Source organism: Pseudomonas sp. UBA3153, from assembly GCF_002364635.1.
Lineage (GTDB): Bacteria > Pseudomonadota > Gammaproteobacteria > Pseudomonadales > Pseudomonadaceae > Pseudomonas_O > Pseudomonas_O kuykendallii.
Window position 1 is genome coordinate 49,375 of record NZ_DEYR01000041.1, and the last position, 21,870, is coordinate 71,244.

The following is a 21,870-nucleotide window of genomic DNA, read 5'->3' on the forward strand; positions in this document are numbered from 1 at the left end:
TCCGGATGAAGGTCGCCGCGGCCGGCCTCGCGCCGGGCACGACCCACTTGACGTGGTCATCCAAACTCAAGAGGCAACGCTGTGTCACTCACGATTCTCGGCCTTTCCGGCGCGCTCAGTCATGATCCCTCCGCCGCGCTGTACATCGACGGCAAGTTGATCGCGGCAGTGGAAGAGGAGCGCTTCGTTCGCGACAAGCACGCGAAGAACCGCATGCCCTACGAGTCGGCGAAGTTCTGCCTGGAGCAGGCCGGCATCCAGCCGGCGGATGTCGACGTGGTGGCGATTCCGTTCGCGCCCATCAGCATTTTCGGCAAGGCGCGCTGGCACTACGCGAAGCGCTACTGGTACGCGCCGGACCGCGCACTGGACGCCATCCTGCTCGGTAACCGCCGCTACAAGCGCTATCACAAGCGCATCGAATGGTGCCTGCAGCAACTCGGCTTCGACCTGAAGAAGGTCCGCATCGAGCCGGTCGAGCACCACCTGGCACACGCCTCCAGCGCCTACCATTGCTCGGGTTTCACCGAGAAGACCGCGATCATGGGTATCGACGGCAAGGGCGAGTACGCCACCACCTTCTTCGGCTACGGCGAGAACGGCAAGATCCACAAGATCAAGGAGTTCTTCGACCCGGATTCGCTGGGTGGCCTGTACGGTGCGATCACCGAGTACCTGGGCTTCGAGATGCTCGACGGCGAGTTCAAGGTGATGGGCATGGCGCCCTACGGCGACGCGGCCAAGTACGATTTCTCGCGGCTGGCCAGCTTCGAGAACGGCGAGCTGACCATCAACACCGACTACGCCAACGTCATCGGCTTCCGCCGCTACAAGGAGAAGGGCAAGGGCTTCTACTTCTCGCCCAAGCTGATCGAGTGGCTGGGACCCAAGCGCGAAGGCGACATCGCCGACGACCCTTACATCCACTACGCGGCGAGCATGCAGGCGCTGTTCGAGAAGCTCGCGCTGCAGATGATGGATCACTACCTGGGCGACATCATCAGGCAGACCGGCAAGATCGCCTTCGCCGGCGGCTGCGCGCTGAACGTCAAGCTGAACCAGAAGATCATCGCGCGGCCCGAGGTGAAGGAACTGTTCGTCCAGCCGGCCTCCGGCGACGCCGGTACCGCGGTGGGCGCGGCCGCCTACGTCTCGCATCAGCGCGGCGTGCCGGTGGAGAAGATGGAGCACGTCTATCTCGGCCCGGCCTACTCCAACGAGGACATCATCGCTGCCTGCGCGCGTCACCCGAGCCAGCCGGTATGGAAGCGCATCGACGACATGCCGCAGCGCATCGCCCAGATCATGGTGGCCGGCAATCCGGTCGCCTGGTTCCAGGGGCGCATGGAGTTCGGCCCGCGTGCGCTGGGTGGACGCTCGATCATCGGTTGCCCGAGCGTGGCCGGCGTCGCCGACCGGATCAACGCGCAGATCAAGTTCCGCGAGCGCTGGCGCCCGTTCTGCCCGTCGATGCTCGATACCGTCGCCCCGCAGATGCTCAAGGTCGACCATCCGTCGCCGTTCATGACCTTCACCTTCGAGGTCAACGACGAGTGGAAGAACCGCGTTGGCGAGGTCGTCCACGAGGATGGCACCTCCCGCGCCCAGGTGCTCAAGCGCGAGTACAACCCGCGCTACTACGACATGATGAAGGCGCTGGAAGACCTCACCGGCAACGGTGTCTCGCTGAACACGTCGCTGAACCGCCGTGGTGAGCCGATGGTGTGCTCGCCGACCGATGCGTTGAACATGTTCTACGGGTCCGATCTTCCGTACCTGATCATGGAAGACATCCTGGTTGCCAAAGACGGGATGGACTGGCATGACCCCATCGGCTGAGCCGCGCGTTCTGCAGGTTTGCCATGGCTATGACGGGCCCTTCCTTGATTGCGCCCGTCAGTACGCGGTGCTGTTCGCCGGGACGCCCTACAAGGTGACTACGGTGTTCCTGACCGGCGCGCCCGATCCGGCGGTAGCGGCCGGTTGCGCGTCCGACGAGGTGCTGTTCCTCGATTACAGCTCCCGGGACATCCGCGGCCTGAAGCTGCGCGCCATCCGCGAGATTCGCCAGATCGCCCGCCTTCGCAGCGTGCAGCTGTGCATCGCCCACCGTTTCAAGCCGATCTACATCGCCTGCCTGGCCACCCGGTTGCCGGTGATTGGCGTGCACCACGCATTCGGCATCTACACGCGGCTGATGCGCCGCGCGTTCGTCGGCCTCTTTCGCCGTCGCCTGACGCTGCTCGGCGTTTCCGACGCCGTGCGCGACGACATGCGCCGCTGTCTCACCGACTGGCCTGCCGAGCGCATCCAGACGCTCTACAACCGTATCGACGTGGCCGCCGTGCGGGCTCTCCAGATCGACCGCGCCGCCGCCCGCGCGGAGCTGGGTCTGCCGGATGGGGCCTGGATCGTCGGCAACGTCGGCCGCCTCCATCCGGACAAGGATCAGGCGACACTGCTGCGTGGCTTCGCCGCGGCGCTGCCGGAGCTGCCGCCCAACAGCCTGCTGACGATCATCGGAACCGGTCGCCTGGAGAGCGAACTCAAGGCTCTTGCCCACGAGCTGGGCATCGCACCGAAGGTCGCGTTCCTCGGCCAGGTGCCCGATGCACGTCGCTACTTCAAGGCCTTCGACGTCTTCGCGCTGAGCTCCGACCACGAGCCTTTCGGCATGGTGCTGCTGGAAGCCATGGCCGCGGGTGTGCCGATCATCTGCAGCGACTGCGGAGGAGGGCGCGAGGTGGTGAGCGGGGTGGGCATATTGTTCCGGTTCGCGGATGACCGCGGGTTGGCCGAGGGCATCGCACAGCTGTCCAGGCTGACCGATGAGCAACGGCAAACCTGTGCACAGGTCATGTTCGATCAACTGCAGGCCCATTACTGCGATGCCGCCGTAACCCGGCGTTTCTGGGCACACTGGGCGCTCGAAGGCGGCTGGTCCGAGGACGTCTCTTCCCGCCGATGAGAGCTATCGACATGCCAATCCGCGCCATCGTGTTCAACGATACCTCTTACGACGAGCACCACGGTTGCCAGGTAGTGATGGCGCAGCTCTTCTCGCTGTGCGCAGACGCTGGCATCGAGATCGCGCGTTCCTGCCCGATAGGCCACGACTGGGCGAGCGACGAGAAGCTCAGGCGAGACATCCGCAAGGTCGATGTTTGCATCGTCAACGGCGAAGGGACGATGCATCACGATGCGAAACAGGCGATGCGCTACGGGCACCTCGCCCGCTATTGCCGCGAGCAGGGCGTCCCCTGCTACCTGGTGAACAGCGTCTGGCAGGACAACCAGAGATTGTCCGAGTATGCCGCGGATTTCACCGGTATCTATGTCCGTGACGGAAGAAGCCAGGCGGAGCTTGCGTCGGAGGGCGTTCAGTCCACGGTCGTACCTGACCTTACGCTGTCTCTTGCGCCGCGCGAGCCGCGCCGCCGGCAAGGCTTCATCATCAACGGCAGTGTACTCAGAGAGCGCCTGGCGGAGGCATGGGGAGTCGCGTGCATGGCGGACGCGCGGTCCGTGCGCTATGTGAGCATCCGCACGCTGCCGCCGCTGCAGTTCTCCAAGGGCTTTTCCGGCTATGCCCTGCGCAGTTGCTGGAAAAGACTGCGGCTGCTACTGGATATCCTCAAAAGCCGCCTGTTCAACCCCGGCGACCCTGCCACCAAGAAGGGCGCCGGATACCTGCGCTGGCGCTATGCGGAACTGTCGACCGAAGACTTTCTGAATGCGCTCGCCTGCAGCGAAGGCGTGATCACCGGCCGGTATCATTGTGTGACCCTGTGCCTGCTCACGCGAACGCCGTTCTTCGCCATTTCTTCCAACACCCACAAGATCGAGGCGCTTCTCGATGAGGTCTGCCTGCCGTCGCGAATGGTCGATTCCTATGCCGCCGGTATGGCGGCGCGTGAGGCGATGGCATTCAGTGACGCCGAACTCGGGCACATTGAGATCTTTCTGGAGCAGGCTCGCGCGCGGGCCCGGCAGATGTTCCAGCAAATAGCCGATAGCGTCGCTACGGCACGTCGGGAGGGAAAATGTTGACGCTGGAGGAGCGGCCGAACGGTGCGCTGGGCGTGGTCAATGACGGAGTCGGGCTGTTCGATCTCGAAAGCCTGGCGGCCCTGAAGGGTACCTGCAGTGGCCCGGCTTTCATCGTGGCATCAGGGCCTTCCGTTCGGAGGTTTCCCATCGAGCGCTACGCGCATATCCCGATGTTTGCGGTCAACGGCTCTATCATTGGTTTTCAGAAGGCGCGCGTTCAGCCCTTTTTCTACGTCTGCGACGATCCCAACTTTCCGGCAGCGAGCCCGCGCACCGTGGTGGAAGCTTCGCATTGCGCGCAGAACATGGCAGTCAGCGTATCGGTCATCGATAGTCTGCTGAACAGCTTTGGCAATTTCAGACCTGCATGTCCTGCTTATCACTTCGAACGATTAAACAGGCCTTGGAGTGGACGCGGGATAACGGACCGCAAATTCGCTTGGCTCATAAGAAACAATCCAGATTACTTCTCCAACTTCTCTCTGCTATCAAAGAAGAAGAACCGTGTCGGTTTCAGCGCGGACATTTCCAAAGGCTATTTCTGTGCACGCACGGTGCCTTTCGTGGCGTTGCAACTCGCGTACCATTTGGGATTTAGTACTGTCATTTTTGTAGGTATGGACCTGAGCTCTACGCGGGGGCGTTTCTACGAGACAGAAGCGGATGGAGGAGGGCTTCCTAGTGCTTTGGATAGCGACTACGAGGATCTGATACTGCCCAGCTTCAAATTCGTGGCCGATAGGGTGGTGAATCGGGGCGTATTTGAAATGTTCAATCTTTTCAAGGAAAGTCGTCTCCCTTTGGAGGTTGTTCCAAGCATCGAAACTCTCGATAACTTGGACGCCCTTCTGGTAAAGAGCCTCGGTAGGGCTGGTTAAGGTTTTGACGGTTTGGACGCGGGCACGACAGGGCTGGTTCTTAGATGTATCGCTCTTGTGCGCCTTCTAGTGCCTTAATTATTGAGGGGAAATTCAAAGCGGCGTGGTCTTCAAGTGCCTTTGGATCTATACCTACGATCCTGATCGGGATGTTAGTTAGTCCAAGCTTCTTGGCGACGAAAAAACGGTGATTGCCACTGGCGGCCTTTGCTATGGTTCCATTCCCCAGGATAAACGCAGCGCCAACGTCGTGCCCTTTGCCGTCTATGTAGCCTTTCTCTTGCATACTTGAAATTAGTTCACAAGCGTAATTTTTGAAGAATGAATTAAGCTCTTCGGTTGAATTTATTTTTATGTTCTTATGCCGGGTTTTTCCTTTCTCTTCGAGTTCCTTTTTAAGGTCTTCATACCATGACGATCTATGGTAGTTTTCAATATTCTCGATGAGGCTTTCTACTCTGCAGTATTTTTCCGTTTGTACAATGTTGACTAACGGTGGTAGCCATCTTTCGGGTACAAGAAAGGGGTGATGGCGTGTGATCGTTCTGTTCGTCCATTTCCGGAAGAAAACCGGTAGCCATTTAGTTTTCTGTGCTGTTAGCACGCTTAAAGGGTGTTTTGAACCAGCGTAAAGATCTATTTTTCGTGGGTCTACGTACAGAGTCAGTTTCTCGTTGAGTTCCAGATTTGCTTGGGTTTGAGATATGGGCATGGAGTTGTGCCTTTTGTTGTGTCAGTAATTGTTGTTTTTCCTTTTGAAAGGTACGAATTATATGGATTTCTATATAATCGACTTCCCCGTCTGCTTCCTGCGGCATCACGCCGACTACTGAGTTCAGATCAACTATGTAGCCATTGACCTGCTGTCGAGTGCAACTCCGAATTTTGTCGGGCAACACTCCTGCTGCTATCATCGACGCCTCTGTGCCTTCGGCCTTCCTTGGAAGCTTTGTTGCATCCTCCGTCATGATCCCAAACGCAGTTCCAATGTCCTGCCCGGTATCTGAGATGAGCGAGTGTGCAACACAGATGCCAAGGGGGGCGGGGCCGAGCCCGGCCCGACTCAGTCGCTCAGTTGCGAGATAAATTTCCGCAGTTCTTCGAATGGCTGACTTGTTATAAGCGTTTAGCCAGTCCCTCCACGTATAACTCCCTGCGCCGCTTGGAGACTCGTCCAACCGCGCCTTCATCTGATTGACTTCGGCTCGCGTGGGAGCGCCGGGAAATCTGCAATCGATCATGCCATTGTCGGCGTAGAGAAATTTTGCTTGAAGAGTGGGAATCCAAAACGCCCAGGCACCAGCCTCATAGGGGTGCTCACCTCCACGGGCGTAAAGGCTCGGCCCTTTCTTTTTTTTACGGCCTATAGGCAACAGTGCCTTGGGCGTGGGGAGGAATTTGATCGTGTCGAAGAACACAATCTCTGGTTTTATAGAGGTGATGCCTGACTTCATTCTCTGCCCTTCCTATGGCTCTGTCTGTCTACCATTTCGCACTTAGGTTTTCTATGGGTTATCTGGGATTTAATTATTAATTCTACCATCCTGAATTATGTTGATGGGCGTCATTTTTTTGTATAAAATGGACCAATTTGTTAGTTGGTTGTTGGAAGCACTTTGTTGTCGGATATTGGTGTCGGTGAGCTATGTCTTCAGGTGAAATTTCTCCGCTGGTCTCCGTAATAGTGCCTTGCTACAACTATTCGGCTTATGTTGGCCAGGCGTTGTTGAGTATTTTGGCACAGGATTACCCGAACTTTGAGTTGATCATTGTGGATGATGGCTCTACGGATGATAGTGTGGTTGTTATTGAGCGGGCGATCGCCGGATGTGAGTCTTGGTCTTTGGTGCGGCGGGTGAGATTTTTTTGCCAGTCTAATCAGGGTGTGAGTGCTGCACTAAATGCGGGACTTGCTTATGCTGAAGGGGCGTTTATAGCTACCTTCGATGCGGACGACTTGATGCCTCCGGGTCGTATCTATTTGCAAGTTAATTATCTTCTTGCGCACCCCTCGGTTGGTTGTCTCGGTGGTAAAACCATTCCCATAGATGAGCGTGGGAATATGCTTCCTACAAATATGAAGCGTAAGAGCGTCTTGCGTTTCAACTTCTCAGAGGCGCTGGCCGTCGCTCTTTGTGTGGGTGGTAACGTTGCCATGTATCGATCTGACGCCATGGAAAGGGTTGGAAATTATGACCCGGAAATAAAGGTTCAAGATTTCCAGATGACGCTCAAAATTGCTTACGCGGGTTATGGTGTGGCCATTCTGCCTGAGGTGGTTACCTTTTATCGTCAGCACGGATGCAGCCTCTCTAAGGACTACAAGACGGAGTATCAATATAATCTGAAGGTTATTGAGCCTTACAGTGCGCATTTATCTTATGAGTCCGCGTGGGCGCGAGTTATAACTAAAGCTTTGCATAATGCCGTTATATATGATAAGCGCTATGCGTGGGAGCTGTTCCGGCAGGTGCCGTTGCGGCAGTGGGATAAGAAACTCTTAAGGCGGCTACGACATTTTTTGTTCAAGGCGCAGAAGCCATGGCCTTTCGGAGTGCTCAACTAAAAGATATCCTCTATGGATGATGTCTCTGTGTAGCCTGCTTTTAATGCGTCGATGTTTTCATGGAATAGCCATTGCCGATCTTCCTCGTATCGTTGCATGTGACGAAGATTTCTCTGTCGCTTCCAGCGTGAAAGTCGTTTCCTCTCAATGCGCATATCGGCAAAGTCGATTAGCCCTAAGCGTTGGTCTGGTAGCAGTAATACATTGCCAAGATGCAGGGAGCGAAAGTAGACGCCGGCTTCGTGAAGTTGTGCCAGTAGACGGCCAAGGCTCGTCGTAAGCTCCTTTCGGCGGGGCGGATTGGCATCTTTCATTGCTTGCCGCAGAGTTATCCCGGGAAGCCCTTTGTACTGAACAGCTGTGCGGTCGGGGCTATCCAGTCGGTAGACGGCGGCTACTTCCGGTGCCGGTACGTTGAGTCGGCTCAGGGTGGCCGCGTTATTTGCAAACCGCTGGGCATAGGGTGATAGCGCTTCTGAGGAGATCAGGCGCTTACGTCGGAAAAGCTTGAGAAAATTCCCGTCTGCCAGACGCATCACCTTGGGGCCATGGCTGTCGGCTTCGAGTACCTCGGCGCCTGAAATCAGGGTCTGGTAGGTGGTGGGGCTCAGTGGCTTCATGGTAGTTCCCGGCAAATCAGTGCCCAGATTCTAACGAGTGTTTAGACCCCTGTCCCCTGGTGGTATAATCCTCGGCCCCCGCCACCGTCAGCAGTAGCCAATGACCGACTCAACAAGCACACCTAATGCGATGTCCAGTTTCAGGTTGTATATGCGCCTGCTAAGTTACGTGCGCCGTTATTGGATAATGTTTGCTGTAAGTATGCTGGGTTACGTTATTTTTGCGTCCACTCAACCCATGATGGCCGGGCTGTTGAAGTACTTCGTGGATGGAATTGCCCATCCTGAAAAAAACATTACGCAGTTGCCCATTCTTGGCGAGATGCAGCTGCTATATGCAGTTCCGCTTGCATTGTTGCTCATTACGGTATGGCAGGGCATAGGTTCTTTTTTGGGGGGGTATTATCTGGCTCGAGTTGCGCTTGGGCTTGTTCAGGATCTGCGCGTAGCACTGTTCAATAACCTGCTTACATTGCCCAATCGATATTTCGACAACCATGCATCCGGGCACCTGATCTCGCGGATTACCTATAACGTCAGCATGGTTACCGGTGCGGCGACAGACGCGCTGAAAGTGATGGTCAGGGAAGGTCTTACCGTTATTTTCCTGTTCGGCTATCTGGTATGGATGAACTGGAAACTGACATTGGTCATGGTCGCCATCCTTCCGGTCATTGCGCTGATGGTACGCACGTCCAGCCGCAAGTTTCGCAGCCAGAGTCGAAAAATCCAGGGGGCAATGGGCGAGGTGACGCATGTCACGTCTGAAACCATTCAGGGCTACCGGGTGGTCCGCAGCTTTGGCGGCGAACGCTATGAAAGCCAGCGATTCCTGGCGGCCAGCGAAGACAACATGCGCAAGCAGTTGCGGATGACGCGGACCTCGGCGATCTACACTCCGAGCCTCCAGTTCGTCACCTACAGTGCCATGGCGTTGCTCATGTTCCTGGTGTTGTTCCTTCGCGGAGACTCCACGGTCGGTGACCTGGTGGCCTACATCACCGCGGCAGGCCTGCTTCCCAAGCCGATTCGCCAGCTTTCGGAGGTCAGCTCGACCATCCAGAAGGGGCTCGCGGGTGCGGAGAGCATTTTCAACCAGCTCGACGAGGTTCCGGAAAAAGACGAGGGGACCGTAGAGAAGGAACGCGTCAGCGGCAAGCTGGAAGTTCGTAATCTCAGTTTTACGTATCCAGGTACGGAAAAGCTGATCCTCGACGACATCAGCTTTCGTGTCGAGCCGGGGCAGATGGTCGCTCTGGTGGGCCGCTCTGGGAGTGGTAAATCCACGCTCGCCAACTTGATTCCGCGCTTCTATCAGAGCGAACAGGGCGCGATCCTCCTCGACGATGTGCCAGTCGAGGAATATCGCTTGCGCAACCTGCGCAAGCATATCGCGCTGGTTACCCAGAACGTCACGCTGTTCAACGACACCGTTGCGAACAATATCGCCTACGGCGATCTGTCCACGGCGCCGCGGGAGGCTGTCGTGCGTGCAGCGGAAGATGCCTACGCCAAGGAGTTCATCGATCAACTTCCACAGGGCTTCGATACCCTGGTCGGTGAGAACGGTGTGCTGCTGTCGGGTGGCCAGCGTCAGCGTCTCGCCATCGCCCGCGCCTTGCTCAAGGATGCTCCGGTACTGATTCTCGACGAGGCGACCTCCGCCCTGGATACGGAGTCCGAGCGGCATATCCAGGCCGCTCTGGATGAAGTGATGAAGGGGCGCACCACCTTGGTTATCGCGCATCGCCTGTCGACCATCGAGAAGGCCGACATCATTCTAGTGATGGACGCGGGACGCATCGTGGAGCGCGGCTCGCACCAGCAGTTGCTGGATGCCAATGGCTACTACGCCAAGTTGCATGACAAGTTCGAAGAGCTCGCCATGGATGACCGGCCTTCGGATTGACTGGCAAGTAGCCTCCGCCACCATACGCCGGGCTTGATCCCGTTCTGAGAATTCAAGCAATAGCCCTCTTAAGGATTCCGTTCGGATGAAATTCAGTGATAACAGCGATATCACCCTGGTAGTGACCAGCTGCGGACGTTTCGATCTACTCGCCAGGACGCTGGAAACCTTCGATGCGTTCAACACCGCGCCAATCAACCAGGTCATCATCACGGAGGACTCGGGAAGTGATGCGGTAGCTGACGCATTACCTGCTCATTGGAAGGAGCACACGAAAATTTTCGTCAATCGACCGAAGATTGGTCAGCTTGCATCCATCGATCTGGCCTATGGGGCGGTGAAAACACCCTTCATTTTCCATTGTGAAGACGATTGGGAATTCTATCGCCCTGGCTTCGTCGAAGCGTCCAGGGCAATTCTCGAACAGATGCCTTCCGTGCTCGTCGTCTGGTTGCGAAGCTTTGCCCACGACGTCCGCATCAGTTACCCCTTTCATTCGCTGGGCGAGCGCTACGTCATCGAGCGCGAGGCGTGTTCACGGCTGTTGTCGAGCAATCCTTCGTGGCAGGGATTCACCTTCAATCCAGGCTTGCGTCGCCTGCAGGACTATCGACCCCTGGCTCCCTTCGCCCGTTTCGAGTCCTCGGCGGCAGGTGAGTCGGGGCTGTCCAGGGCTTATGCCGAGCGACAGTTTTTCGCGGTCATACTTGAGTCGGACGCCGTCCTGCATATCGGCGGAGAAAATCACGTCTGGAACCCCCAGGACGCCCTCAAGAAAAAGAGGAAGGCGCTGCGTCGGGCGGTGCGCGTCATGGCGGCCCTGGCGATCCTCGGCGTCGGCGCCTTGATTGGCGCTGCCCTCTGCGGGTTCGATTGAGGGCTATTGTCTTGAGCTCCCGGCTATTCGATGCTGCACAACGCTGCCGGCTACTGCTCATCCTGTTGTCGTTCTTCGCATTGCTGGTCGGCCGTTTCTACTGGTACGGAGAGACGACCTCCTGGGCCGCCTTCATCCGCGCCTCCCTGTTCGCTGCCCTGCTATTGGCGCTGGCGGAATGGAAAAGCATCCGCCCCTTTTTGCAGGGCAATGCCTTTGCATTTGTTCTGCTGGGCTTCATGGCCTACTTGGCGGCCAACAGCATTTGTCTGGGCGATGGCAAGACGGCCCGCAGGGTGGCATTGCTGATTGCATTGCTGGTTGCGGTGAAGTGCGTCGTAAGCAAGGCCCCCGGAGCGATGAGGGGGCTGTTGATGCTGATGGTGGTGGTGTCGGCCGGGGTGGCACTCTTTAGCATCTTCAACCTGCACGCGGCGGGCATGCTCAATTTCCAGTATCGAAAGGGAAGTATCGAAGGCTCCGGCGTTCCGGGCTTCGCAGAATTCGAAAACAGCATTCTGGCGGCCCTCGAGCTCGGCTTTTCCTGCGTGACGGCCTGCTGGCTTCTGCTGCAGGCAAGAGGCCGTTGGCTGCAGATGTTGCTCCTGTGCTGTGCGCTGGCTGTCGCCGCCTACATCTACCTGACCTATGGCCGAACGGGCTGGCTGGCCACCCTGGTGGGCTGCGGCATTGTGATGCTTTTCGGCGTCGAACCCCGGCAGAGAGGGCGCCTGCTACTCGCGGGCTTGGCGATTGGTATGGTCGTAGTGGTGGTTTTCCATGAGCGCCTCGCCTACGAGCTATTCAACCGACAGCTGACCAATCGCGACGAGATTTGGGCGATGGTGCTGGATCTGATGCCGGACCACTGGCTATTCGGCCATGGCGCCGACACCAGCCTTAGCCGAATGCTGGGTCATCGCCCGTTGGGTGGCGGGAAGCCCGTCCTGATCGCGCACGCCCACAGCATTTACATGGAAGTGCTGTTCAACTACGGGTTGGTTGGTCTGAGCGGCTTCGTTTCAGTGCTGCTTTTTGCCGGGAACCGGCTCTGGGCGCAACGAAAAGAGCCGCTGGCGCTGTTCTGGCTTGCGGTGTTGGTCGGCGGTGCGTTGGGGATGCTGTTCGATTTCAGCTCCTTCGTATCCACGCCCAATCTTCTGTGGCTATGGTTCTGGTTGCCGGTCGCCTGGGCTTTTGCGTTGTCGGGCCGTCAGCCAGAGCGGCAGCTGGGGTGAGGAACCAGAGTAAAAAAATCGCCAAGCAGCATGGAAACTTCGAACTTTACCGATTGAGAGTGCTTATGACCCTTGATGCCAACTGTTCAGTTGAGGTGTTGCCCGATGTTTGCAAATTGGCGTTCGCCGGGCAGGAGATCGGAGTCATATCGCTAGGGCGGAGCTTCGATGTCCAATCGAACAACTTCGCTGCAATCCTGCTGCTGCCGTTGGCGATGGCGTCACGACAGGACCTGGTTATTCCCGGTTTGGGTGATCCTGCCCTCGCGCACAACCTGAGTCGGCTGTCCCGAGTCTGGCAAGCCTGGATGCCTGAGCTGTTTGGAGAGGTGACGGTCAGTTTCGAAACGAGCCATACGCCACCCCGAGCCAGCTCCAATCGGGACTTGGTCTTATATTCGGGAGGAGTTGATTCGACCTACAATCTTTTGAATCGGGTCTCGCGGGGCGAATCGCAGGATCTCCTTACCGTTCATGGCCTGGACTATCGCTATCACGACGATGCGAAGTTCTCGAGTTTGCTTGAGAAGACTTCCGGCTTCTCAACGGGCATCTGCGAAAACCATTATCGGATAAAGACCGACGCCTACGATGCCTACGGTGCGCTGGGCATCGACAGTGGCCTGGCCCATATCTATGTGCTGGCCGGCCTGCTTTTCATGCATGAAATGCAGTACCGCGCCGGGGAAATAGCGGCCGACTACAGTCGGATCGAGGAATACCTGTTCTGGCCCTGGGGAACCAGCAGCGTTACCAACGACTATTTTTGCGGATCAGGTTTCGCTCTGCGAACTGCGGATCAGGATATCGATCGGGTGCAGAAGATGGAGTTGCTCGCCTCCAGCCCAGAAGCACTAAGCGGACTGAGTGTCTGCAAGGACTACTCTTTCCGGCCGAACAACTGCGGTGTCTGTGCGAAATGCCTGCGAACCAAATTGCAGTTCGAGGCCGCTACCGGAGATGTACCGGAAATATTTGCCGATAGCCGAAGCATCACGCAGGCGCAGATTCGTTACTTGTCCGACAAGGGGAAGCATGAGCAGGTTTTCCTGCTGCAGGCCTTTCACCATGCCGCCCGGCGCGGTATCAGCATCGACGGACTGAGCGAAGCGGCCGGAAAGCTAAAGCGACAAAAAGAGAAGCCAAGGAAAAAGTCCGGCTTTTTCTTCTGGAAGAAGTAGCGCCGCCGATACGTTCCCCTTGCTTAAACCCGAGACTCCTGCGGCGCCGCGCCAGGCGGCTGCGCGGGATGTCACCTCGGCCCGCCATGTTATTATCCGCGCCGATTTCGCTGTCCGGAGTTACCCATGAAGCTGTCCATGCCCCGTTTCGATCAGGCCCCGGTGTTGGTGGTCGGTGATGTCATGCTCGACCGCTATTGGCATGGCGGCACGTCGCGGATTTCTCCGGAGGCGCCAGTCCCCGTCGTGCGCGTCGACCAGATCGAGGATCGTCCGGGGGGCGCGGCCAACGTCGCGCTGAACATCGCGGCGCTCGGCGCGCCGGCGTTTCTCGTGGGTGTCACCGGCGAGGACGAGGCCGCGCAGAGTTTGGGCGACAGCCTGGCCGCGGCCAAGGTCTCGGCGCATTTCCAGCGCATCGCGCACCAGCCGACCATCGTCAAGCTGCGCGTACTCAGCCGTCATCAGCAGTTGCTGCGGATGGACTTCGAGGAACCGTTCGAGACCGACGCGGCGGCGATGGCGCTGGAGGTCGAGCGCCTGCTGGCCGGGGTGCGTGTGCTGGTGCTTTCCGACTACGGCAAGGGCGCGTTGAAGAACCACCAGGTGCTGATCCAGGCGGCGCGCGCGCGCGGGATACCGGTGCTGGCCGATCCGAAAGGCAAGAATTTCGAGATCTACCGCGGCGCCACGCTGATCACGCCGAACCTGGTGGAGTTCGAGGCGATCGTCGGCGCTTGCCCGGACGAGGCCGATCTGGTCGCCAAGGGCGCGCAGTTGATGAGTGATCTCGAGCTCGGCGCCTTGCTGGTTACCCGCGGCGAGCATGGCATGACGCTTCTGCGCCCCGATCAGCCGCCGCTGCACCTGCCGGCGCGTGCGCGGGAGGTGTTCGACGTCACCGGCGCGGGCGACACGGTGATTTCCACCCTGGCCGCCGCGCTGGCGGCGGGCGAGGCGCTTCCCCAGGCGGTGGCGTTGGCCAACCTGGCGGCGGGCATCGTGGTCGGCAAACTGGGTACGGCGGCGATCAGTGCTCCCGAGTTGCGCCGCGCGGTTCAGCGCGAAGAGGGTTCGGAGCGCGGCGTGCTGGGTCTCGAACAGTTGCAGTTGGCGATGGAGGACGCGCGCGCCCACGGCGAGAAGATCGTCTTCACCAACGGCTGTTTCGACATCCTTCATGCGGGGCACGTGACCTACCTGGAACAGGCCCGCGCGCAGGGCGATCGGTTGGTCGTCGCGGTCAACGACGATGCCTCGGTGAGTCGCCTGAAGGGCCCTGGCCGTCCGATCAACTCGGTGGATCGGCGGATGGCCGTGCTGGCCGGCCTGGGCGCGGTGGACTGGGTGGTCAGCTTTGCCGAAGACACTCCGGAAAACCTGCTCGAACAGCTCAAGCCGGACGTGCTGGTCAAAGGCGGCGACTACGGCATCGAGGGCGTGGTCGGCGCCTCCATCGTCAAGGCCTATGGCGGCGAGGTGCGGGTGCTCGGCCTGGTGGAGAACAGCTCCACCACCGCCATCGTCGAGAAAATCCGCAGCCGCTAGAGGCTGGCGTCCGAGCCGTGTCTTCGGCCCGGCCGATGCCAAACTCGGCGGGCCATCCGTCGATGGCGCCGGAGGGCTCGACCTCATCGATCTTCCTGCTTCGGCTCCAACCGCCCCCACATGCCGTGAGGCGGAGGGCGTCTCAACCCTGCTCTTTCGCCGGCTGCGGCGTCGCCGCGACGTTCTGTCGGGCCAGCCAGTCTTTCCATGGGGCGCGCTCGTCGCGTACCAGCCAGCCTTCCTGCGGCGCGAAGCTTTCGGCCAGCCACAGTCCGCGGGTGCTCACCGGCAGCAACACGCCGCGCTTGAGGCGCAGCAACTCGCCGGTCGGGCGGCGCTGGTCCAGGGCCACCAGGTAGATATCGCCCCGTGAGCGATCCAGGCGCGAGACCAGCTTGCCTTCTTCGAGCACTTCGTCGACGTGGAACAGGCTCGGCAGGCGCGTCTCCTTGGGCAGGTCTAGGCGCATGTCGTAGACCAGTTGCAGCGACGCGGTGGGCAGGTGCACGTAGGCGCGCGGGCGCTCGAGCAGGCGCAGGTTGCCGCACTGCACCGGGCGCGCGGCACCCGATAGCGGGCTGAGGCGGAAATGCGCCAGCTCGCGGTAGCGCAGCACGCTCTCGTAGGGCGTCGGCAGCCAGGTATCGCCGAACCGTCCGGCGAGCCAGCCGTCGGGCGTTTCCAGCAGGCACTCCTCGGCGACTTCGTTGATCGCGGTGAGCAGCGGCAGGTTCAGTTCGTGGGCCGGCACGTAGCCGGAGATGAGCTTGAGCACCACGTCACCACGGTCGTGGCGGCGCTGGCGCACCAGAATCCAGTACTCGCGACCTTGCCAGCTCAGCGTCAGGCGCACCGAGACGCCGAGGTTGGCCAGCTCGGCCGAGAAGCGCTGACCGTCGTCGATCTGCAGCGGCCGCCGGCGTTCGAGCATCTGGGTGAAGTTGAGCGGCATACCCAGGCTGCGGTAGCTGAGCCCGTCCGGGGTGGCTTCGACCAGCAGCGGCAGGGTCTTGAAGGAGCTCGGGTCCTTGCGGGCGAGGGTGCGCGGCATCTTGACTCCTTGGCAGGTCGGCGCCGCTGGGGCGGCTTGTTGTTATCCGGCGATCACCGTTGCGGCGGTCGCCACGTTATGCGACAGGTGCAGCGGATCGATGGTTCCTACGATGGCGCCGGTGACGCCGGGGTGCGAAAACAGCAACTCGAAGCTGGCGCGCACCGGGTCGACACCCGTGCCGAGGCAGGCATGGCCGCTGGCCAGCGCCTTCTTCACCAGTATCGCCTTGCCCAGCTCGGCGGCGCGGTCGAGCACCGGGCGCTCGCCCTGTTCGGCGAGATTGTAGGTGACCATCGCGCAGTCGCCCTGTTCGAGCGCCAGCAGACCGCCCTCGACGGTCTTGCCGGATAGTCCAAAGGCGCGGATCTTGCCCTCGCGCTTGAAGTCGGCCAGCACCTCGTAGAGCCCGCTGTCGCGCAGGATCGCGGTGTCGTTGCCGTCCGAATGGATCAGCAGCAGGTCGATGAAGTCGGTCTGCAAACGCTGCAGGCTGCGTTCGAGCGAACGGCGCGCGTGCGCCGGGCTGAAGTCGAAGTGCGACTGGCCGTCGTCGAATTCCTCGCCGACCTTGCTGACGATCACCCAGTCGTTGCGCTGGCCGCGCAGCAGCGGGCCGAGGCGTTCCTCGCTGCGCCCGTAGGCCGGCGCGGTATCGATGAGGTTGATGCCCAGGTGGCGGGCCAGCACGAGCAGTTGCCGCGCCTCGCTGTCGTCCGGGATGCGGAAGCCGCTGGGGTATTTGACGCCCTGATCGCGGCCCAGCTTTACCGTGCCCAGGCCGAGCGGCGACACCGTCAGGCCGGTGCTGCCGAGGGGGCGATGCAGGTCGTGCAGGGTCGCGACGCTCATTCGAACAGTTCCTCCCACACCGGCTGGCCGAGCGGCGGGCGCGGCAGGGCGTCGGCGGCGGATTTCTCGCCGGGCCGGATGCCGTCGCGCTCGAGGGCGACGAACACGCGATCGGCGAAGTCCGGCGCCAGCGCCAGCTTGGTCGGCCAACCGACGAGAAGCTTGCCCTGTTCGGCGAGGAAGGCGTTGTCGGGACGGGTCAGCCCGGATTGTTGCGGCTCGGCGCGCCCCACGCGCAGGGTCGCCCATTGCGCCTGCGACAGGTCGATCCAGGGCAACAGGTCGTGCAGCTCCTTCTGCGCCGCGCCGATCTGCGCGGCTTCGTTACGCGCCACGCCGTCGGCTTCGGCGAGGTCGCCGCCCAGGTACCAGACCCACTGGCCGTCGGCGGCCGGATGGCTGGTGACGGTCACGCGCGGCTTGCTGCCGCCGCCCAGGCAATGCGCGTAGAGCGGTTTCAACGTTGGCGCCTTGACCAGCACCATGTGCAGCGGGCGGAGCTGCATCGCCGGCTGGGCGAGGTTCAGGCGGGCGAGCAGATCCTGGTTGCCGGCGCCGGCGATGAACACCACGCGCTGCGCGCGGATTTCGCGGTCGTCGACCCGTAGGCCCACCAGTTGGCCGTTTTCTTCGAGGGGAGCGACCTGCTGACCGGCCAGCAGGCTGTCGCCGGCGAGCTCAGCCAGTCGCGCGATCAGGCTCGGCACGTCGAGGACCAGTTCGGCGAGTCGGTAGACCTTGCCCTTGAACCTGGGATGCTGCAGTGCCGGCGGCAGTTGCTCGCCCTTCACCTGGTCGACGCGGCCACGCACTGCCTTGCTGGCGAAGAAGCTGGTGAGGTTGCCGGCCAGGGTGCCGGGCGACCACAGGTAATGCGCCTCGGACAGCACGCGCACGCCGGCGAGATCCAGCTCGCCGCTGCCGGCCAGCGCCTCGCGCCAGCGCCGCGGCATGTCGGCGATGGCTTCGGAGGCACCGGTCAGCGCGCCATGCAGCGCGTACTTGGCGCCGCCGTGGATGATGCCCTGGGACTTCAGGCTCTGCCCTCCGCCGAGCGCGCCGCTTTCCACCAGCACGGTGGAATAGCCGGCGCGGCGCAGGCGGGCGTTGAGCCAGAGGCCGGCGACACCGCCGCCGACTATCAGGACATCGGTATGCAAAGCGTTGGACATTCGAGGACTCGTCGTTCGAAAGCGGAAGGGGAGTATAAACCGCTGCCTGTCGCCTGCCGGAAGCTGCGACAAAGCAGACGCCGGGGGCCGCTCAGTGGCCGGTACTGGCGGAAAACAGCTGGATCACCACCACGCCGGCGACGATCAGAGCCATGCCGGCGATGGCGGGCAGATCGAGTTTCTGCCCGTAGATCAGCGCCGCGGCGATGCTCACCAGGACGATGCCCAGGCCCGCCCAGATCGCGTAGGCAATGCCGACCGGAATGCTCTTCACCACCAGCGCGAGCATCCAGAACGACAGGCCGTAGCCGCAGATCACCAGGGCCAGCGGCAGTGGCTTGCTGAAACCGGCGAGCGATTTCATCGACGTGGTGGCGATCACTTCGGCGGCGATGGCGATGCCGAGATACAGGTAACCGGTCATGTTCGGGACTCCTTATCGAGCGGCGGATTCTAACCGCTGCGCCGCGTCCGCAGGGCCGGGTTCGGCCCGTCGGCGTCGCTGCCGCCGAGGCGCACGCGCCTGCGGAAAATTCCGCCGGTTTTTTGCTACGCTGCGCGCCCATGAACCGACGCCTCTACAGCCTGATTTTCCACCTCGCCCTGCCGATCATCGTAGCCCGCCTGTTTTGGCGCGCGCGCCGCGCTCCGGCCTACGCCCAGCGCATCGGCGAACGTTTCGCCCTGGCGCTGCCCAAGGTCGCTCCCGGCGGCATATGGGTACATGCGGTGTCGGTGGGCGAAAGCATCGCCGCGGCGCCGATGATCCGCGCCCTGCGCCAGCGCTACCCGGACCTCCCGATCACCGTCACCTGCATGACCCCCACCGGCTCCGAGCGCATTCGTGCGCTGTTCGGCGACCAGGTCGCCCATTGCTACCTGCCCTACGACCTGCCGTGGGCGGCGGCGCGCTTCCTGCGCCGGCTGCGGCCACGCCTGGCGGTGATCATGGAAACCGAGCTGTGGCCGAATCACATCCACCAGTGCGCCCGCCGCGGCATTCCGGTAGCCCTCGCCAATGCACGGCTGTCCGAACGCTCGGCGCGGGGCTATGCGCGTTTCGCCAGGCTCACCGCGCCGATGCTCGCCGAGCTGGCGCTGATCGCGGTGCAGAGCGAGGTGGAGGCGCAGCGTTTCCGCCAACTGGGCGCGCGGGCGAAGTGCGTCGAGGTGACCGGATCGATCAAGTTCGACCTGAGCATCGACCCGGCGCTGATCGAACGCGCCGCCGCGTTGCGCGAGGCGTGGCAGGCCACGGCGCGGCCACTGTGGATCGCCGCCAGCACCCACGCGGGCGAGGACGAGGTGCTGCTGGCGGCGCATCGGCAGTTGCTGGGGCGCCGTCCCGATGCGCTGCTGGTCCTGGTACCGCGCCACCCGGAACGCTTCGGCGCGGTGTTCGAGCTGTGCCGGCAGAGCGGTTTCGGCAGCGTGCGGCGATCCACCGGCGAGCTCCCGGGCGCGGAAACCTCGGTGCTGGTCGGCGACACCATGGGCGAGCTGCTGTTTCTCTACGCGCTGGCCGATCTGGCGTTCGTCGGCGGCAGCCTGGTGCCGAACGGCGGGCACAACCTGCTGGAGCCCGCCGCGCTGGGTAAACCGGTGCTCAGCGGTCCTCACCTGTTCAACTTCCTCGACATCGCCGCGCAATTGCGCGAAGCCGGCGCGCTGGTGGAAGTTGCCGATGGCGAAGCCCTGGCCGACCGCCTGGACGGGTTGTTCGCCGACCGCGCCCAGGCCCAGGCCATGGCCGACGCCGGCCTGCGCGTGATGCGGGCCAACGAGGGCGCGCTCGGGCGGCTGCTGGCGGGGCTGGGGCGATTGCTGGATTAGCCGGGGCGGTGTATCGCCGGGTTTCGCTGCGGTGGGCGTGGCCCACCCTACGTCGCGGTGCGGGGCTTCCGTAGGGTGGGTCAGGCGTGCTGCGTGGGTGCGGGCGTTTGCGGTGATTGGCGCCGTAACCCATCGGGCAGTATGTCGCCGGGCTCCGTTGCGGTGGGCGTGGCCCACCCTACGTCGAGGTGGGCGCATGCGTATGATCGACGTGTAAAAAAAGCCCGGCATTTGCCGGGCTTTTCTCTTCGTGCGTGTTGCTCAGAGCTGCGGGGTCTTGTTGCGCTGCTCGCGCTCCGTGGCGCCGAGGTCGGGTGGCAGGAAGTCGCGGTCCGGATCGTAGTCGGGCTTGAGGTAGCTGGCCAGGGTTTCCAGATCGGCCGGGCTGAGGGTGCCGGCGGACTGTTTCAGGCGCAGGTTGTCGAGGATGTAGTCGTAGCGCGCGTTGTTGTAGTCGCGCACCGAGGCGTACAGCTGGCGCTGCGCGTCGAGCACGTCGACGATGTTGCGGGTGCCGACCTGGTAGCCGATCTCGGTGGCTTCCACCGCGCTCTGGTTGGAGACGATGGACTGGCGCCGGGCGGCGACCTGCTCGACGTCGGTGTTCACCGCGCGGTGACGGTTGCGGGTGTCCTGTACCACCTGACGGCGCAGGCTTTCGCGCTGCTGCTCGGCCTGGTTGAGCAACTGGTAGGCCTCGCGGGCCTGGGAACTGGTCAGGCCGCCGCTGAAGATCGGGATGTTCAGTTGCACGCCGATGCTGGTCTGCTCGACGTCGCCGTTGTAGCGCGGAAGATTGATCCCGGCTGCGGCGCCGAGCGCCTCGTTGGCGCCGGAATTGCTGAAGCCCAGCGCATCGTTATCGCCCTTCTCGTAGCTGGCGACGGCATCCAGGGTTGGTGCGTGGCCGGCCTTGCGCTGGCGCAGCGTCTCTTCGGCGGCGTTGACCGCGTAGTTGACGGCCTGCAGGTTAAGGTTCTGCTGCGCGGCGGTGTCGACCCAGGACTTCGCGTCGTTCGGCACCGGCGTCTGCACGGGCAGGGTGTGACGGATGCCCTCGACGGCCGGGAAGTCGCGGTTGGTCAGGGTGATCAGCGCCTGGAAGGCGTCGTCGACGTTGCGCTGCGCGATGATCCGGTTGGCCCGCGCGGTGTCGTAGCCGGCCTGGGATTGCAGCACGTCGGTGCGGTCGGACAGGCCAACGTCGAAGCGCTCGTTGGCCTGGTCGAGCTGGCGCTTGAAGGCGGATTCCTCGGCCTTGGTGGCGGCCAGGTTGTCCTGCGCGCGGAGCACCGCGAAGTAGGTCTCGGCGGTCTGCAGGATCAGGTTCTGCTGGGTTGCGGAAAACTCCAGCGCGGCCTGTTCGCTGGTCGCCTGGGCGGCCTGCAGCTGGAACCAGCGGTCGGCGCGGAACAGCGGCTGGCTGAGGTTGGCCTGATAGGAGAAGGCGTTGCGATCGACCTTCTGGCTGCCGGCGCTGGTATCGATCTTGGTCCGCGTGTCGCCGGTGAAGGCGCCGGCGCTGAGGTACGGCAGGAGACCGGCGCGCGCCTGGGGCACCAGTTCCTGGCGGGCGGCGAGCTGCGCGCGGGCGGCGGCCAGGTCGGCGTTGTTGTTGACGGCTTCCTGGTAGACGGTGACCAGGTCGGTCTTGCTGGAGAGGGGCACTTCTTGTGCCTGAGCCAGGCCGGAGGAAGCCGCAGCCACAGCGACAGCCAGCGAAAGTCTGCGCAGCATGATCGTTCCTAGATTCGTTTCGAGAGCGGCAAGGCTAAGTGCACCACCCATGCCGGTCAAGCGCGCCATGGCCGTTGATTGGCGGGCTCTCCGGCCATTTGTGCCGGGGTTGATGACAAATCATCATTTAACCTCCGGACGATGACCCTGCGCTGGGGTTGGTTTTATCGCCGGGGGTTGTTTAGACTGGGGCCGTTCTTGTCGGGGTGCCTCGAATCGGAGGCTGAGATCGGAGAGTTCCGGATCCCGTTGAACCTGATCAGGTTAAGGCCTGCGTAGGGAACAAGATGTGCTCGCCCTAGGGCGGCTCCTCTCGGCACCGGTCCTGGTGCACCTCTGCTTCATCAGGTTCGCTCCG

19 protein-coding genes and 1 riboswitch are annotated in these 21,870 nt (G+C 61.6%); of the genes, 11 read left to right on the forward strand and 8 right to left on the reverse strand.

Features of this window, described 5'->3' with window-relative positions:
- Window positions 1–81 precede the first annotated feature (81 nt).
- From B2X67_RS10370 to B2X67_RS10385, 4 genes are read left to right on the forward strand one after another with little or no spacing between them, the layout of a single operon-like run.
- The gene (locus tag B2X67_RS10370) at window positions 82–1,839 is read left to right on the forward strand and encodes a carbamoyltransferase family protein (RefSeq protein WP_286785437.1); all 1,758 of its coding nucleotides are present in this window, start codon (window positions 82–84) and stop codon (window positions 1,837–1,839) included.
- The gene (locus B2X67_RS10375) at window positions 1,823–2,968 is read left to right on the forward strand and encodes a glycosyltransferase (RefSeq protein ID WP_286785438.1); all 1,146 of its coding nucleotides are present in this window, start codon (window positions 1,823–1,825) and stop codon (window positions 2,966–2,968) included. The genes B2X67_RS10370 and B2X67_RS10375 overlap by 17 nt, the downstream gene beginning before the upstream one ends.
- 11 nt (window positions 2,969–2,979) lie before the next feature.
- Window positions 2,980–4,050, forward strand: a complete 1,071-nt coding sequence (locus B2X67_RS10380; RefSeq protein WP_286785439.1) for a polysaccharide pyruvyl transferase family protein — start codon at window positions 2,980–2,982, stop codon at window positions 4,048–4,050.
- Window positions 4,044–4,928 (forward strand): lipopolysaccharide core biosynthesis protein, encoded by an 885-nt coding sequence (locus B2X67_RS10385; protein WP_286785440.1) that lies wholly within the window; start codon window positions 4,044–4,046, stop codon window positions 4,926–4,928. Before B2X67_RS10380 ends, B2X67_RS10385 begins: the two co-directional genes overlap by 7 nt.
- 40 nt (window positions 4,929–4,968) lie before the next feature.
- On the opposite strand, the gene B2X67_RS10390 is transcribed toward B2X67_RS10385, so the two are convergent.
- On the reverse strand, window positions 4,969–5,532 hold the full coding sequence (locus B2X67_RS10390) for a hypothetical protein (RefSeq protein WP_286785441.1): 564 nt from the start codon (window positions 5,530–5,532) through the stop codon (window positions 4,969–4,971).
- Entirely contained in the window at window positions 5,510–6,382 is an 873-nt protein-coding gene (locus B2X67_RS10395) for a hypothetical protein (protein ID WP_286785442.1), read from the reverse strand. The genes B2X67_RS10390 and B2X67_RS10395 overlap by 23 nt, the downstream gene beginning before the upstream one ends.
- A 191-nt stretch (window positions 6,383–6,573) precedes the next feature.
- Between B2X67_RS10395 and B2X67_RS10400 the strand changes: the two genes are divergently transcribed.
- Window positions 6,574–7,494, forward strand: a complete 921-nt coding sequence (locus B2X67_RS10400) for a glycosyltransferase family 2 protein (protein ID WP_286785443.1) — start codon at window positions 6,574–6,576, stop codon at window positions 7,492–7,494.
- Here B2X67_RS10400 and B2X67_RS10405 read toward each other — a convergent pair.
- Window positions 7,491–8,114 carry a lipopolysaccharide kinase InaA family protein gene (locus B2X67_RS10405; RefSeq protein ID WP_286785444.1) on the reverse strand — a complete coding sequence of 208 codons (624 nt, stop codon included), beginning with the start codon at window positions 8,112–8,114 and terminating at the stop codon, window positions 7,491–7,493. The genes B2X67_RS10400 and B2X67_RS10405 overlap by 4 nt on opposite strands.
- Window positions 8,115–8,214: 100 nt before the next feature.
- Here B2X67_RS10405 and msbA point away from each other — a divergent pair, with 100 nt between their 5' ends.
- The 5 genes from msbA to hldE all read left to right on the forward strand — a co-directional run bounded on the left by msbA (window position 8,215) and on the right by hldE (window position 14,867).
- Window positions 8,215–10,023 (forward strand): lipid A export permease/ATP-binding protein MsbA, encoded by a 1,809-nt coding sequence (msbA, locus tag B2X67_RS10410; protein ID WP_286785445.1) that lies wholly within the window; start codon window positions 8,215–8,217, stop codon window positions 10,021–10,023.
- Window positions 10,024–10,108: 85 nt separating this feature from the next.
- Window positions 10,109–10,900 (forward strand): glycosyltransferase family 2 protein, encoded by a 792-nt coding sequence (locus B2X67_RS10415; protein WP_286785446.1) that lies wholly within the window; start codon window positions 10,109–10,111, stop codon window positions 10,898–10,900.
- Between the two features lie 11 nt (window positions 10,901–10,911).
- The gene (locus B2X67_RS10420) at window positions 10,912–12,138 is read left to right on the forward strand and encodes an O-antigen ligase family protein (protein ID WP_286785447.1); all 1,227 of its coding nucleotides are present in this window, start codon (window positions 10,912–10,914) and stop codon (window positions 12,136–12,138) included.
- Window positions 12,139–12,203: 65 nt separating this feature from the next.
- Window positions 12,204–13,319: a hypothetical protein gene (locus tag B2X67_RS10425; protein WP_286785448.1), complete on the forward strand. Its 1,116-nt coding sequence runs from the start codon at window positions 12,204–12,206 to the stop codon at window positions 13,317–13,319.
- 126 nt (window positions 13,320–13,445) lie between these two features.
- Window positions 13,446–14,867: a bifunctional D-glycero-beta-D-manno-heptose-7-phosphate kinase/D-glycero-beta-D-manno-heptose 1-phosphate adenylyltransferase HldE gene (gene hldE / locus B2X67_RS10430; protein ID WP_282340526.1), complete on the forward strand. Its 1,422-nt coding sequence runs from the start codon at window positions 13,446–13,448 to the stop codon at window positions 14,865–14,867.
- A gap of 142 nt (window positions 14,868–15,009) precedes the next feature.
- On the opposite strand, the gene B2X67_RS10435 is transcribed toward hldE, so the two are convergent.
- The 4 genes from B2X67_RS10435 to B2X67_RS10450 form a co-directional block, all read right to left on the reverse strand.
- Entirely contained in the window at window positions 15,010–15,918 is a 909-nt protein-coding gene (locus B2X67_RS10435; protein WP_286785449.1) for a metal ABC transporter ATPase, read from the reverse strand.
- A 42-nt stretch (window positions 15,919–15,960) separates the two neighbouring features.
- Entirely contained in the window at window positions 15,961–16,770 is an 810-nt protein-coding gene (locus B2X67_RS10440; RefSeq protein ID WP_286785450.1) for an aldo/keto reductase, read from the reverse strand.
- The gene (locus B2X67_RS10445; protein ID WP_286785451.1) at window positions 16,767–17,942 is read right to left on the reverse strand and encodes an NAD(P)/FAD-dependent oxidoreductase; all 1,176 of its coding nucleotides are present in this window, start codon (window positions 17,940–17,942) and stop codon (window positions 16,767–16,769) included. Before B2X67_RS10445 ends, B2X67_RS10440 begins: the two co-directional genes overlap by 4 nt.
- Before the next feature lie 91 nt (window positions 17,943–18,033).
- Window positions 18,034–18,366 carry a DMT family transporter gene (locus B2X67_RS10450; protein WP_090225819.1) on the reverse strand — a complete coding sequence of 111 codons (333 nt, stop codon included), beginning with the start codon at window positions 18,364–18,366 and terminating at the stop codon, window positions 18,034–18,036.
- Between the two features lie 140 nt (window positions 18,367–18,506).
- Between B2X67_RS10450 and waaA the strand changes: the two genes are divergently transcribed.
- A complete protein-coding gene (gene waaA, locus B2X67_RS10455) occupies window positions 18,507–19,775 on the forward strand; it encodes a lipid IV(A) 3-deoxy-D-manno-octulosonic acid transferase (RefSeq protein WP_286785452.1) in 1,269 nt (422 codons plus the stop codon).
- A gap of 261 nt (window positions 19,776–20,036) precedes the next feature.
- On the opposite strand, the gene B2X67_RS10460 is transcribed toward waaA, so the two are convergent.
- Window positions 20,037–21,512, reverse strand: coding sequence for a TolC family outer membrane protein (locus tag B2X67_RS10460; RefSeq protein WP_282340536.1), 1,476 nt, complete (start codon window positions 21,510–21,512; stop codon window positions 20,037–20,039).
- A gap of 192 nt (window positions 21,513–21,704) precedes the next feature.
- A riboswitch (TPP riboswitch) is annotated at window positions 21,705–21,811 on the forward strand.
- Window positions 21,812–21,870: the final 59 nt, after the last annotated feature.

What these genes read in the sequence shown, in the direction of transcription:
- B2X67_RS10385 (WP_286785440.1), top strand. Translation starts at nt 4,044, where the DNA reads ATGTTGACGCTGGAGGAGCGGCCGAACGGTGCGCTGGGCGTGGTCAAT.
- B2X67_RS10435 (WP_286785449.1), bottom strand. Translation starts at nt 15,918, where the DNA reads ATGCCGCGCACCCTCGCCCGCAAGGACCCGAGCTCCTTCAAGACCCTG.
- B2X67_RS10440 (WP_286785450.1), bottom strand. Translation starts at nt 16,770, where the DNA reads ATGAGCGTCGCGACCCTGCACGACCTGCATCGCCCCCTCGGCAGCACC.
- B2X67_RS10375 (WP_286785438.1), top strand. Translation starts at nt 1,823, where the DNA reads ATGACCCCATCGGCTGAGCCGCGCGTTCTGCAGGTTTGCCATGGCTAT.
- B2X67_RS10450 (WP_090225819.1), bottom strand. Translation starts at nt 18,366, where the DNA reads ATGACCGGTTACCTGTATCTCGGCATCGCCATCGCCGCCGAAGTGATC.
- B2X67_RS10380 (WP_286785439.1), top strand. Translation starts at nt 2,980, where the DNA reads ATGCCAATCCGCGCCATCGTGTTCAACGATACCTCTTACGACGAGCAC.
- B2X67_RS10415 (WP_286785446.1), top strand. Translation starts at nt 10,109, where the DNA reads ATGAAATTCAGTGATAACAGCGATATCACCCTGGTAGTGACCAGCTGC.
- hldE (WP_282340526.1), top strand. Translation starts at nt 13,446, where the DNA reads ATGAAGCTGTCCATGCCCCGTTTCGATCAGGCCCCGGTGTTGGTGGTC.
- waaA (WP_286785452.1), top strand. Translation starts at nt 18,507, where the DNA reads ATGAACCGACGCCTCTACAGCCTGATTTTCCACCTCGCCCTGCCGATC.
- B2X67_RS10445 (WP_286785451.1), bottom strand. Translation starts at nt 17,942, where the DNA reads ATGTCCAACGCTTTGCATACCGATGTCCTGATAGTCGGCGGCGGTGTC.
- B2X67_RS10405 (WP_286785444.1), bottom strand. Translation starts at nt 8,114, where the DNA reads ATGAAGCCACTGAGCCCCACCACCTACCAGACCCTGATTTCAGGCGCC.
- B2X67_RS10460 (WP_282340536.1), bottom strand. Translation starts at nt 21,512, where the DNA reads ATGCTGCGCAGACTTTCGCTGGCTGTCGCTGTGGCTGCGGCTTCCTCC.
- msbA (WP_286785445.1), top strand. Translation starts at nt 8,215, where the DNA reads ATGACCGACTCAACAAGCACACCTAATGCGATGTCCAGTTTCAGGTTG.
- B2X67_RS10425 (WP_286785448.1), top strand. Translation starts at nt 12,204, where the DNA reads ATGACCCTTGATGCCAACTGTTCAGTTGAGGTGTTGCCCGATGTTTGC.
- B2X67_RS10400 (WP_286785443.1), top strand. Translation starts at nt 6,574, where the DNA reads ATGTCTTCAGGTGAAATTTCTCCGCTGGTCTCCGTAATAGTGCCTTGC.
- B2X67_RS10395 (WP_286785442.1), bottom strand. Translation starts at nt 6,382, where the DNA reads ATGAAGTCAGGCATCACCTCTATAAAACCAGAGATTGTGTTCTTCGAC.